Origin of the sequence: Phenylobacterium sp. (genome assembly GCF_044236515.1) — a bacterium.
Classification (GTDB): domain Bacteria; phylum Pseudomonadota; class Alphaproteobacteria; order Caulobacterales; family Caulobacteraceae; genus Phenylobacterium.
Genome location: NZ_JBIIGK010000013.1, coordinates 20,444 through 33,866, shown reverse-complemented (window position 1 = coordinate 33,866; position 13,423 = coordinate 20,444). Strand labels below are relative to the sequence as shown.

Below are 13,423 nucleotides of genomic sequence, written 5' to 3'. Positions count from 1 at the left end.
CAATGATTTCTCCGGCTACGCCAGAGCGGAGCTCGCCAGCATCAAGGGCGGCGAGACCAGCGGCGAGTTCGGGGCGGCGGTCGGCGGCCCGATCGTTCAGGACAAGATCGGCTTTCGGCTGAGTGGCTGGTATCGCCGCGACGGCGGCTGGATCGATCGCGCGTCTTATCCCGGCGGTGCGCTGGACAAGAACGTCAACACGGCGGGAAGCACCGTACTACGCGGCGCCATGACCTTCCGGCCGACCGAGCAGCTCGAGATTGTTCCCTCGTTCTACTACCAGAAGACGACCATCGACGACACGGCGGTCATCTGGGAGAACCTGTCCGACCGCGGCCAGGGTCGCTTCGTCTCGGGCAACCAGTTGCCCGAGTGGAATCGTGACTTCTTCAGCCTGGGTGCGGTGGCCGTTCGGTATGACTTCGGCCCGGTAGCGCTGGAGTCCAACACCTCGCTCTTCGTCCGCAAGAACGCCAGCCAATGGGATTACACCGACGACATTGGCAGCATCTTCTTCGGTACGCCTTATCCGCAGTTGATCATGGCCGGCTATCAAGTCCGGGCGACGATGATCAATCGGCAGGAGAGCTTCACGCAGGAAGTGCGCCTGCGTACCACCGATCCTGACGCGCGCCTGCGCTGGGTCGCCGGGGTCTTCTACAACCACGCCGACCAGGACAGCGAGCAATGGGACTACGATCCCATGTTCCCGCAGATGATCGAGACCCTCTACGGCGCGCCGGTTTCAGTGATCATCGGGCCCACCGCTCGCGGCGACCAGCCGTATGACCTCGTCAACATCAACCGCGGCATCGACAAACAGCTGGCCGCCTTCGGTCAGGTGGACTTCGAATTGATCGATGGGCTCATCCTCACCGCCGGGTTGCGCGTGTCGAAGACCAAGTTCCGCTCCAAGACCGATCAGTATGGTTCGGCGATCGGGGAGACCCATACGACCGGCCGACAGGAAGAGTCGCCGATCACCCCGAAGGTTGGGCTCTCCTATCAGATCAACGACCGCAACATGGTCTATGCTAGTGCGGCTAAGGGGTTCCGGCTCGGCGGCTCGAACGACCCCTTGAATCCCGTCGCTTGCGGACCGGATTTCGAACGGCTGGGCATCACCGCCAACCCGCTCAGCTACGATGCGGACACCGTGTGGAACTACGAGGTCGGTTCGAAGAACACTCTAATGGACGGTCGCCTGCAGATCGCAGCCAGCGCTTTCCAGGTCGACTGGTCCAACATTCAGCGCGACATCAGCCTGCCTAGCTGTTTCCTCGGCTACACCACGAACCTCGGATCAGCGCGCTCGCGCGGCTTCGACCTCGAGGCCCGCGCCCGTCCGATCGATGGTCTCACGCTCAATGCTGCAGTGGGTCACACCAGCGCAAAATATCGCGAGAGTTTCCAAGCCGTGAGCGGCGCCGCCATTGTCGAGGCGGGGGACCCGTTGGGCGGGCCGAAATGGGTGGTGGCGCTGGGCGCTGAATACGAATTCCCGGCCTTCGGTCAGAACGCCTACGTCCGGGCGGATTATCAATACCGCGGTCGTCCCCCGGCTCAGAACCCGAACGTGACCAGCTACGATCCTGCGCTCTACCAACTCAAATCGCAGGAACTGGCTAAGCTACGCATCGGCGTGCGTATGGATCGCGTGGATGTGTCGCTCTTCGCGGACAACTTGTTCGATGCTTCGCCGCTGCTGGCGCGGTCGCACGGCTCTCGCCGAAGCCCGCTGTTCCTCATTCAGACGTACCAGCCGCGGACCATCGGTGTGACCGCAATCGCTCGCTACTGACCCCTTCTCCCCCTTGGCCGCTCCGAATGCTCCTGGGTTCGGAGCGGCCGCCCTTTTCGGTCCAGCTGCATCAAGGCTCGTCTATGCCCGTCGATCGTCGTCAGATTCTGAGTCTCGTTGGGGGCGCACTTGCTGTCTCTCCCGCCCTCGCTAGCGCCCGATCCAATGCGGGCACAGGCGGGCAGGGGCTCCAGGGCCCGCTTTGGCGTTGGGACGCCGCCGATCTCGCCGACGCGATCCGCCGCCGCCAGATCACTAGTCGCGAGGCTACGCTGAGCGCCCTTGAACGCGTGCAGGCAGTCAATCCCAAGCTCAATGCCATCGTCGAGCTTCTGGCGGACGAAGCCCTCGCTGCCGCTGATCAGGCTGATCGAACGGTGAGGGACGGCGGCCCCTTAGGCGTGCTGCACGGCGTGCCGGTGACCACCAAGATCAACGTCGACCTCCGCGGCCATCCGACCACCAACGGCCTGGTGGCGATGAAAGACAACATCGCCAAGCAGGACAGCGCCGTCGTCGCCGCCTTCCGCAAGTCTGGCGCGGTGATCATCGGCCGGACCAACACGCCGGCTATGTCGTTCCGCTGGTTCACCGAGAACGACCTGCACGGCCGCACCTACAATCCTTGGGACCGCACGGTGACGCCGGGCGGCTCGAGCGGCGGTGCCTCCTCGGCGGTGTCTTCCGGCATGGGCGCGATCGCCCACGGCAACGATATTGCCGGCTCCGTACGTTACCCCGGTTACGTCTCCGGCGTTCCGGCGATCCGCCCGACGCTCGGCCGGATTTCTGCGGGTCGCGGCGGCGGCGCGATGAGCGGCTCGATTATGGGCGTCGAAGGCGTCCTGGCGCGCAGCATCCAGGACCTGCGACTCGGCCTTGCGGCGACCTCGGTGCGCGCAGCCGGGGATCCCTGGTGGACACCCGCCCCGCTGCACTATCCCGACAGCGAGGGCCCCAAGCGCGTCGCCCTGTTCGCCCGTGCGGCTGGTTATACGCCGTCGCCCTCGGTCGCGGCTGCGCTCGAGGCCGCCGCCAAGGCGCTGAGCGACGCCGGCTACGTCGTCGAGGAAAAGGAGCTTCCGCACTTCGCCGAAGGCCAGGATCTCTGGTCCCGGCTGGTGATGAACGAGTCGCGTGACACGTTCGGCGAGGCCGTCCGCAAGTATGGCGACGAACGCGTCCGCAAGGAGGTCCTGGCCTGGCTCGAGATCACGCCCAAGGTCGACATGAGGGGGCTTTCGGAAGCCTTCGCGCGTCGCAACGCCATCGCCAGCGCCTGGGATCTGCTGATGGAAGACTATCCGATCATCCTGATGCCGAACTCCTGGGAGCCGCCGATGAAGCTGGATCGCGACCAGGGCGGCCCGGACGCCATCCGCGAGATCCTTCGCATCCAATCGCCGATGCTTCTTCCGCCGCTCATCGGGGTCCCGGGGCTCTCCGTGCCGACCGGCGTGACGGACGACCTGCCGACCGGAGTTCAGATCGTCTCTCGGCGGTTTCGCGAGGACCTGTGCTTCACGGCGGGTGAGGTGATCGAGCGGGCTTGCCCCATGCCGACGCCGATCGATCCGCGGTGGTGAGAGCGGTTCCGGCCGACGACGTCAGAGAGAAAATAGCCGCGTCGCGCTTCCGTTTCACAGCGGTCGCGCGTCTTGGCACCAAAGGCCGCAAAACTGCGGCAAGGGGGGAAGGTGCAAGAGGACGGGATGACCGCCTCTCCAGTGATGGCCGGTCGACCTGTGCGTCGGCCTGACCGTGGCGTGCGCCGGCCCCAGCGCCGCCCGGCCGACCTTCCCCAGCGCTCGACATGCCCGAAGACCACGCCTCGATGACCTATCACGCCACCCTTGGAGCCACGCAGCTCGAGAGCCTGCCGCAGCACTTCAACGCCGCGACCGATCTGCTCGATCACAACCTCCTCGCCGGCCGCGGCTCCAAACCGGCCTACGTCGACGATCGGGGCGTCTGGACCTACGACCAGCTGAGCGAGCGGGTCGACCGCGTCGGCGCGCTCCTGCAGGACCTGGGCGTGGCCCGCGAGCAGCGCGTGCTGCTCTGTCTCCAGGACGACATTGATTTCCCGAGCCTGTTCCTTGGCGCAATGAAGGCAGGTGTCGTGCCCATTCCGGTGAACACCCTGTTCGGTAAGGACGACTACGTCTATCTGCTGCAGGACAGCCGGGCCCGGGTGGCTTTCGTCTCGGCGGCGCTCGCGCCGGTCTTCACCGAGGTGCTGTCGCTCTGCCCCGACCTCCTCGCGGTCGTGGTTTCCGGCGATGGGCCCGACGAACTGGAGGTTCGCCTGCGCGCGGCCCAGCCGGTCCCGGCGGCGGCCGCCACCTGTCGCGACGAAGCGGCCTTCTGGCTCTACACCTCCGGTTCGACCGGGCGTCCAAAGGGCGTGGTCCACACCCACGGATCGCTGCGCCTAACGGCCAGTCTCTACGGCCTTCCAGTCATGGGCGTGCGCGAGGAGGACGTGGTGTTCTCGGTCGCCAAACTTTTCTTCGCCTACGGCCTCGGCAATGCCCTGACCTTCCCGCTCGCCGCCGGCGCGACGACGGTTCTCCTGCGCGACCGGCCCACGCCGCAAGCGGTGCGCGCCCTGCTCGCGGCTCAGTCGGTTTCCGTCCTGTGCGCCGCGCCGACCTTCTTCGCCGGCTTCCTGTCGGACGAGCGGGCGCCCCGCCGCGCGGACCTGCCGAACCTCCGCATCGCCACCTCTGCCGGCGAGGCCTTGCCGGAGGCGTTGGGCTCAGCCTTCACGGACCGGTACGGCGTCGAGATCCTGGACGGCCTCGGCTCGACCGAGATGTTGCACATCTTCCTGTCGCAGCGGGCCGGCGCGGTTCGCTACGGCGTGACCGGCAAGCCGGTTCCCGGCTATGAACTGCGCATCGTCGACGAGCAGGGGCGCATTTGCGCCGACGGCGAGCTCGGAGACCTGCAGGTGCGCGGTCCGACAGCCGCCGCCTGCTACTGGAACAATCGCCCCAAGACCCGCGACACCTTCCTGGGCGACTGGACACAGACCGGCGACAAGTACGCCCGCGACGCCGAGGGTTGGTACCGCTACGCCGGGCGCCGCGACGACATGCTCAAGGTGAGCGGGATCTACGTTTCGCCATTCGATGTCGAAGAGGCCCTCGCCGCCCATCCGGCGGTGCTTGAGGCTGCGGTGGTCGGCTGGCCCGATGCGAACGGACTGATGAAGATCCGCGCTTTCGTCGTGTGCCGCGATCCAGGCGAGGCAAACGACGACCTAGCCCGCGCGCTGCAGGCGCACGTAAAGTCGCGCCTTGCGCCACACTGTTATCCGAGGTCCGTGGAGTTCCGGACGGACCTGCCAAAAACCGCCACCGGGAAGCTGCAGCGATATCTGTTGAGGGAGGGCCACTGACCGTGCGCGTCACCGCAAAGTTGGGCATCTGCGTCCTGATCGTCCTTCTCTACGCCAGCGTCCCGATCCTGGCGGGTGCGCCCTTGGTCGCTCCGGCCGGCTTCCGATCGCTCATTGGCGGTGTTCCCGTTGCCGCCTGGTACGTGCTGGGCCTGCTGGTCGGCTTCCCCCTTCTCGCCTGGCTCAGCGCCGGCGGCAGCGACGACGAGGCCCCCAAGTCATGATCGCGATCATCTGCTTCGTCACCACGGTACTGGCGACCCTGGTCATCACCGCGTGGGCCGGCCGCCGCACTTCGCAACGCGCCGACTTCTACGCCGCCGGCTCGAGGATCACCGGAACGCAGAATGGCCTGGCCATCGCCGGCGACTTCATGTCGGCGACGACCGTGCTAGGCATCGCCGGGCTCTATTTCGCCAGCGGCTGGGACGTGGCGATCTATTATCTAGCCCCGCTTGCCGGGCTGTGCCTGATGCTGCTGCTGATCGCAGGTCCGCTGCGCAGGCTCGGCCAGTTCACCCTCGGCGACGTGATGGTCAGCCGCCTGGCCGACGACCGGCTGCGCGTCTTCGCCGGGCTCAGCACCATCGCTGTGTCGCTGGTCTATCTCGTCGCGCAGATGGTCGGCGCAGGCACCTTGATCTCCCTGCTCTTCGGCTTGACCTTTGAGTGGTCCGTCATCCTCGTCGGCGGCCTGATGGCCCTCTACATCGCCGTCGGCGGCATGCTGGCGGCGACCTGGGTGCAGATCATCAAGGCCGTCCTGCTGATGATCGGCGTGGGCATTCTGGGGGTGTTCTGTCTGGTCGAGGCGGGTGGCCTGGGTGGGCTCTATGAGCGGACAGCGGCGGTCAGCGACACGGCTGCAGCGCTGTTTCAACCCGGCGGCTTTAAGGCGAGCGTGTTCTCCAACCTGTCGCTCGGTCTCGGCATGGTGTTCGGTCTGCTGGGCATGCCGCACCTGCTGATCCGGTTCTTTACGGTGCCGGACGAGAAGCAGGCGCGCCGCTCGGTCGCCGTCGCCTCTGTGGTCATCGGCGGGGTGTTTGCGATCCTGTTCCTGATCGCCAACCCGGCCACGGTCGCCTTCGTGAAGGACAATCCGGCCTTCCAGGACGCCTCCGGCGCCCTGCGCGGCGGCGGCAACATGGTCACCGTGCACCTGGCCAATGCGGTCGGCGGCGAGTGGCTGCAGGGTCTCATCGCCGCGGTGGCCTTCGCCACCATTTTGGCGGTCGTTGCCGGACTGACCATCGCGTCGGCCTCGGCGGCCTCGCACGACCTTTTCCGGATCGTCCGCAAGGGGAGGACGACGGAGGGGTCCGAGCTGTGGGTCTTCCGCGCCGCGGCCATCGGCGTCGCCTTGGTGGCGATCTCGATCGCCATCGTCTTCCAGAAGGAGAACGTCGCGTTCCTGACGGCGCTCGCCTTCGCCGTCGCGGCCAGCGCGAACTTCCCGCTGCTGATCCTGGTGCTCTACTGGCGGCCGCTGACGACGGCTGGCGCGCTGGCAGGCGGGATCACGGGCCTCGTGGCCTCGGTCGCGCTGATCGTCGCCAGCCCGGCGGTGTGGGTGAAGGCGCTTGGCAACCCTGAGCCGCTGTTCCCCGCCGACTATCCGACTCTCGTAACCGCACCCCTGGCGTTCGCGGTCTGCATGATCGTCTCACTCATGACCCGACGCGCAGTAGCCCGGTGATGGGCGCCGCCTTCCGACGAACCTTGGTGTTTTCTTGCGGCGGCGGGGTGAGGGGTTGCTAGGATCGGCGCTCTAGGAACGAGCACGGCGCTCCCCGCGCCCTTCGGAGCTCCCGTTTCGATATGCCAGCGCGACCCACACCGTCTGCGCCCCAGGCCCTGAGAGACGACTTCCGCGCCTGGGACGCGGCGCTGCGGCGTTATTTCCGCAGACGGGCGCCGGCCGGCGAGGTGGACGACCTGGTCCAGGAAGTCTTCGCCAGCTTGCAGGCCCGCAAGTCGGAAACCGTGATCGTCGACATGCAGCGCTACCTCTTCGTCGTTGCGCGGCACGTGCTGGTGCGGCGCGCCGAACGGCAGAGCGCCTGGGTCGACCCGTCGGCCGAATTCACTGACGACACCGCCGATGGGGTCGGCGCCGAGCGCATCCTGATCGGGCGGCAGAGCCTCGCCCTCCTGACGGAGGCCATCGCCGGCCTGCCGCCGCGGACCCGTCAGGTCTTCATCCTTCACCGGTTCGAGGAGATGACCTATCGGAGCATCGCGAGCGAACTCGGGATCTCCATCAGTGCGGTCGAGAAGCACATCATGATCGCGTTGCGCGCCCTCATCGCCGTCGTCGGAGACGAGACATGAACGGCGAGCGGGCCCGGGACGTCGAACAGCCCGTCGATGCGGCGGGTTGGTTCGCGCGTGTCCGCGCGGGGCCGCTTTCCGCGGCGGACGCGGCGGCGTTCGATCGTTGGCGCGCCGAGAGCCCCACGCACGAGGCGTCCTACGCGAAGGTGGCGTCCGTCTGGGCCGCATTGGAGGCGAGCCGCGCCGACCCTGAAATGCTCGAGTTGCGGGAACTTGCTCAGCGGGGCGTGCGGCGGGCCCGCGGAATGCGTCGTCTTTCCCAGGCCATCGCCGCCTGCCTGATTCTATCGGTCGGCCTGCTTTTCAGTGCGGATACCTCCAGGTTCTTTCGGCCGGAAAACGTCGAGCCCATCACCTTCTCCAATCCCGTGGGGCAGGTGGCCAGCGTCGGGCTGCCGGATGGTAGCATCGCGGTGCTGGACACGGATTCACGGCTGCGGGTCTGGCCGACGAAGACGGGCCCTCGCCGCATAGAACTTCTCACTGGACGAGCGCTATTCGACGTCGCGCACATGCCCGAGCGACCGTTCGAAGTGACGGCGAAGGGGCGCAAGGTCGTCGCCCTCGGAACGAAGTTTGATGTCTATTTGCGGCCCGAGGCAGTCGAGGTGACCCTTTTCGAAGGGCGGGTGAGGGTTCAGCAGGCCGGAGCTGGCGAGCGGCGCCGGACGGTGCCCGACGTCGACCTAACGCCGGGATACAGGTTTCGCTTTTCCGACGCGGGTTGGGGCGTCAGCCGCGTCGCCGAAAGCGACCCGGAGAGCTGGCGCACCGGCCAGCTGGTGTTCGACGACGAGACGGTCGGCGCCATAGCCTCCGAACTCAACCGCTATTCGGCCATCAAGGTCTTCGTTGTCGACTCCGAGGTGGCGGAGCAGCGGATGAGCGCCGTCCTGCGCGCCGGTGAGATCCTGCCCTTCATCTCGGCCGTCGAGGCGCTGGGCCTGGGGCAGGGGAGGCCGGTCCACAACGGCTATGAACTCTCCGCGGCGCGGACGCGAAAGGTGGTGGCCAGCCGCTGATCGCCGACGGCGGCGCGGCCGCCGACTTCACCATAACGAGAAGACAAGGGGGAAGCTTTGCGGATTTGGCGTCGCCAGCTCACGTGCGCCTTGGCAGGCGCCGCGGCTGCGGCCTTGCTGGCGACGCCGACGGCGGCGGCCGAACGGCTGTTCCAGATTGCACCCCAGAACCTGTCATCGGCCCTGACGGCGTTCGGCGTCCAGAGCGGCGCTTCGATCGTGTTTCGCAAGGACGCGACCCGCCGTCTCCGCACGGTCGGCGCGGTCGGCATGTTCGAACCCGAAGAGGCGCTGGCGCGCCTTCTGTCCGGATCCGAACTCACCTATGTCCGGACGGACAGCGGCTTCGCCGTCGTCAGGGCGCCGGCCCAGGCCCCTGTGCGCACCGTGTCGGCGCCGGTCGCCGCCGTGTCTTCGCCCGCGCCGAAGGCCCCCGTCGTCATCGAAGAGATCGTGGTGACGGCGACGCGCCAGGAAGAGGTGCTGCGAAAGGTGCCGATCAGCGTCGCCGCCTACACCCGCACGACGCTCGACGCTCAGGGCATCAGGGAGATCGACGACGTCGCCCGCGCCACGCCCGGCCTGGTGTTTAGCGGCAGCCTCTATGGCAACGGCGCGCTGTCGAACATCGCCGTCCGGGGCGTGACCTCTACGGTCGGCGCCGCGACCACCGCCATCTACATCGACGATACGCCGATCCACGTGCGCACCGTCGGCTTCACGGCGTCCAACGCCTATCCCAAGATCTTTGACCTGGCGCGCGTCGAGGTGCTCCGTGGCCCGCAGGGAACCTTGTTCGGAGCTAGCGCCATGGGCGGGGCCGTCCGCTTCATCACTCCCGAGCCGGACCTGCAGAGGCGATCGTTCTACGGCCGCGCCGAACTTAGCAAGATCCGGTCCGGAGGCTTGGCGGGAGAGGTCGGCGCGGCGGTGGGCGGACCAATCATGAAGGACCGTCTGGGCTTTCGCGTCAGCGCCTGGCGACGGCGCGACGGCGGCTGGGTGGATCATCTCGATCCGGACGGCCGCAGTCTGGAACCCGACTCCAACGCTTCGGATAGTTTGGTCGTGCGCGGCAGCCTAATGGCCCAGCCGGCGGAGGGGCTGACGATCATCCCGTCGCTGCACTACCAACATGCGGCCTCCAGCGACACGTCCGTGCTGTGGGAGAATCTCTCCGACGTGCCGCGCGGACGGTTCGCGCAAGGCAACCAGCTCCAGCAACCCACCCGGGATTTCTTCATCCTGCCGGCGCTGGTGGTGAGATACGATCTGGGTCCGGTGACGCTGGAATCCAGCACTTCGCTCTACCGCCGCAAGAGCGTTGCGGTGTGGGATTATAGCGACGAGATCGGAAGCATCTTCGCAGGCACCCCGTACCCGCACCTGATCGTCCCGGGCTATCGGGTGCGGGCGACGATGATCAACCGGCAGGAGAACCTTACCCAGGAACTGCGCGTCCGTTCCACCGATCCCGAAGGGCGGCTGCGCTGGATCGGCGGGGTGTTTTACGCCCATCAGGACCAGGACAGCGAGCAGTGGGACTATGATCCCGATTTCCCGGAACTGATGTTCCGTGTTTACGGACGATCCATTCCGGAGCTGTTCGGACCCACAGCGCGAACCGACACGCCATTCGATCTGGTCAACCTGAACCGAGGGGTCGACACCCAGTTCGCTGCATTTGGGCAGGCCGACCTGATGCTTTCAAAAGGCGTGACGTTGACGGCGGGGTTGCGGGCGTCCCGAAGCCGGTTCAGGTCGCAGACTGATCAATACGGATCGGCCATCTCGGAAAACCACACGACCGGGCGTCAGTCCGAGACTCCGGTCACTTCCAGGGTCGGCCTCGCCTGGCAGATCGATGACCAGAACCTCGTTTACGCCACGGTCTCAAAGGGATTCAGGATCGGCGGGACCAACCCGGCGCAGAACCCGGTGGCCTGCGCCGCCGATTTCCGGGACCTGGGGATCACTGGAAATCCGCTAACCTACGGCTCCGACAGCGTCTGGAATTATGAGCTGGGGGCAAAGAACAGCCTCATGGACGGCCGGCTCTCGATAGCCGCGAGCCTGTTCCAGGTGGACTGGAGCGACATCCAGCGCAACGTCGGCCTGCCGAGCTGCTACCTGTTCTACACGGCCAACCTTGGACGGGCTCGTTCTCGAGGGTTCGATCTCTCCATTCAGGCCAAACCGACGGAACGCCTCGCGCTATCGTTCTCCGCGGGCTTCACCGACGCCGAGTATCGCACCACCATCCGCGCCAGCAGCGGCGCCCACATCGTCGAGCGTGGCGACCCCCTGGGCGAACGGCCCTGGATAATCGCGGCCGGAGCTGAGTACGTCATTCCAAGCCGACGTCATGAAGCGTATCTGCGCGGCGATTATTTCTACCGTAGCGCGCCGCCCCGCGACAATCCGCGCGTTACGGACTACGACCCGTTGCTCCCCCGGCTGGCCGAGCAGCACATGGTCCGAGCCCGGGCCGGCGTGCGGATGGGCGGTGTCGATCTCTCGGTGTTCGTGAACAATCTACTTGATTCTCGCCCCGTCACGGCCCGGGCGCGAACCTCACGGACCAGTCCGCTGTTCCTGACTTCGACGTTCCAGCCCCGAACATTCGGGGTGACGATGGTCGCGCGGTACTGATCATCGGGCCCCGTTAGCGGCGGCTGGTCAGGACGCGCCAGCGGCCCTGCTCCGCGAGGCGCTCTAGGTGCGGCTCGAGCTCGGCTTTACCGCCGGACGGTTCGGCGCGCCGTCGGCGTTCGCGAACACCAACGCCCCAACCGACCTGCGCTGACGATCCGCGGCCGTTCAAGTCGTGGCTTCAGCGCCGCCATTGCGCAGCAGCAATTTATAGGCAACATACCGAAGCGTACGTTTTAGGCTAAGTAGCGTCGAAGAGTGCGTCGAAGGAAACATTCTAAAACGTATAGCGCGGCGCGTCCGAGGCAATGGGGGCTGAAGAGTGCACAGACGTGAATTCCTGGCGAGCCTCGCCAGCACAGTTGGAATGGCCGGCGCCTCGTCGGCGTTCGGGCAGGTCGCAACGCCCAAGGCCAACTTCAACGGCGATCTGGCGCTGGTGAACGCCAACATCATCACCCTCGATCCGGCCCGGCCGCGCGCCCAGGCGGCGCTGGTCCGCAACGGCCGTATCGCCCTGGTCGGCTCGACCGCCGAGGTGCGTCAGGCGGCCGGGCGCGCCGAGATCTTCGACGCCGGCGGCAAGGCCGTGATCCCGGGCTTCGTCGACAACCATTGCCACGTCGAATGGTCGTGCATGTCCGGCGACTGGATGCCGAGCCTGCGCGGCGTCGGCTCCATCGAGGAGATGCTGGTCCGCATCCGAGCCGAGATGGCCCGGACGCCGGCCGGTCAGTGGGTCGTGGTCAACGCCGGCGGCTTCCCCGACGGGGTGGCCGAGAAGCGCTGGATGACCCGCCAGGACCTCGACAAAGTCTCCACCGACCGGCCGATCATGGTGCTGCTCGGCATCCACGCCTCGATCATGAACACCAAGGCGTTCGAGATCTCCGGCTACATGAGTCCGAACGACACCTCGGCGCGCTGGACTGACGGCGCCCAGCGCCGCGGGACGTTCGTGCATCGCGACGCCGAGGGGCTGCCCACCGGCGTGGCCTCTGAGGTCTGGGACCTGATCGGCAGCCGCTACTCGACCGATCAGTACGTGTCGGCGATCCGCAACCGCTTCAAGCCGTGGTTCTCGGCCAAGGGCCTGACCTCGATCACGACCCTGCCGAACGTCGCCCCCGAGCAGTTCAAGGCGCTGCAGATCACCTCCGCCTCTGGCGATCTGCCCGCCCGCATCCGGCACTCACCGACCATCCCACACGCCATCCCCCTCGATACGCTGACCAAGGTCGGCTGGATGTCGGGCTACGGCGACAGCATGCTCCGCTTCGGCGGCGTGAAGATCTTCGTCGACAACGGCGGAGACGGGATGGGCGGACGCGACGTCGGCCTGAAGTGGATCCAGCAGGACCTCGAGAACACCCTGCGGCAGTGCACGGCCAACGGCCTGCAGGCGATCATGCACGTGGTCACGCCCCAGGGGATGACCATGGCCCTGGACGCCATCGCCGCGGCGCGGACCGCTCATCCGGACATGAACCACCTCATGCACCGAATCGACCACTTGACGCCAACCTCCATCGAGCAGATCCGCCGGCTCAAGGCGCTGAACGTCGGCCTCGGCATCACCGCCCCCAGCAGCCACCTGCCGGCCTCGCCCCAGGCGCGCGGCGGCTATGGCCGCGAGCATCGCTACCGGACGCTCCTGAACGAAGGCGTGAAGACCTGCCTGGTGCTTGATGCGGCGGGACCGGGCGGCAACTACAGCCCCTGGCGCGGCGTCGCCAACGTGATCACTGATCTTACGGCCGGCGGCATGGTTGTCGGCGGCGAGTCTGTGAGCCTCGACGAGGCGCTCCGGATGTGGACTGTGTGGGCCGCCCAGATGAATGGCGACGACGATCGCGGCGTCATCGCGCCGGGCAGGCTCGGCGACTTCGCCGTCGCATCTTCCGATCCGACCGGAAAGCCCGGCGCAGAGGTCCACAACATCACCAATGTGGCCACCATAGTCGGGGGCAAGATCGTCTATACAGCCTGAGGGCTCGCGGACCCGTACCATCACGAATGTTGCAGGCCTTGAGGGTCATCAGTCCGCCGTCAACTCTAGGGGCGAGGGCAGGAGGGTGGCCGGCTGAACGCTGAGCGCGCACATACTGTAGCGTATTGACTCACGTGCGGTCGGCGTTCAGCTTCAGTATTGACACCGGGGTCATAAAACCGGGTGCGGACAGCTTCCGCCTCAGGAAGCTGCAC

9 protein-coding genes are annotated in these 13,423 nt (G+C 66.6%); all 9 read left to right on the top strand.

Annotated features, from left to right (window positions below; genetic code table 11):
- A partial coding sequence (locus ACILRF_RS02730) for a TonB-dependent receptor (RefSeq protein WP_395670735.1) occupies nt 1–1,801 on the top strand: 1,801 nt, incomplete at its 5' end.
- A gap of 26 nt (nt 1,802–1,827) precedes the next feature.
- Nucleotides 1,828–3,387, top strand: a complete 1,560-nt coding sequence (locus ACILRF_RS02725; RefSeq protein ID WP_395670734.1) for an amidase — start codon at nt 1,828–1,830, stop codon at nt 3,385–3,387.
- A gap of 227 nt (nt 3,388–3,614) precedes the next feature.
- A complete protein-coding gene (locus ACILRF_RS02720) occupies nt 3,615–5,207 on the top strand; it encodes a benzoate-CoA ligase family protein (protein WP_395670733.1) in 1,593 nt (530 codons plus the stop codon).
- A 2-nt stretch (nt 5,208–5,209) separates the two neighbouring features.
- A complete protein-coding gene (locus ACILRF_RS02715) occupies nt 5,210–5,431 on the top strand; it encodes a hypothetical protein (RefSeq protein ID WP_395670732.1) in 222 nt (73 codons plus the stop codon).
- On the top strand, nt 5,428–6,906 hold the full coding sequence (actP, locus tag ACILRF_RS02710) for a sodium:solute symporter family transporter (protein ID WP_395670731.1): 1,479 nt from the start codon (nt 5,428–5,430) through the stop codon (nt 6,904–6,906). The genes ACILRF_RS02715 and actP overlap by 4 nt, the downstream gene beginning before the upstream one ends.
- Nucleotides 6,907–7,028: 122 nt before the next feature.
- Nucleotides 7,029–7,541 carry an RNA polymerase sigma factor gene (locus ACILRF_RS02705; RefSeq protein ID WP_395670730.1) on the top strand — a complete coding sequence of 171 codons (513 nt, stop codon included), beginning with the start codon at nt 7,029–7,031 and terminating at the stop codon, nt 7,539–7,541.
- Nucleotides 7,538–8,566, top strand: a complete 1,029-nt coding sequence (locus ACILRF_RS02700; protein ID WP_395670729.1) for a FecR family protein — start codon at nt 7,538–7,540, stop codon at nt 8,564–8,566. Before ACILRF_RS02705 ends, ACILRF_RS02700 begins: the two co-directional genes overlap by 4 nt.
- 114 nt (nt 8,567–8,680) lie before the next feature.
- Nucleotides 8,681–11,218, top strand: coding sequence for a TonB-dependent receptor domain-containing protein (locus tag ACILRF_RS02695; RefSeq protein WP_395670728.1), 2,538 nt, complete (start codon nt 8,681–8,683; stop codon nt 11,216–11,218).
- A 322-nt stretch (nt 11,219–11,540) separates the two neighbouring features.
- Nucleotides 11,541–13,208: an amidohydrolase gene (locus ACILRF_RS02690; RefSeq protein ID WP_395670727.1), complete on the top strand. Its 1,668-nt coding sequence runs from the start codon at nt 11,541–11,543 to the stop codon at nt 13,206–13,208.
- Nucleotides 13,209–13,423 lie beyond the last annotated feature (215 nt).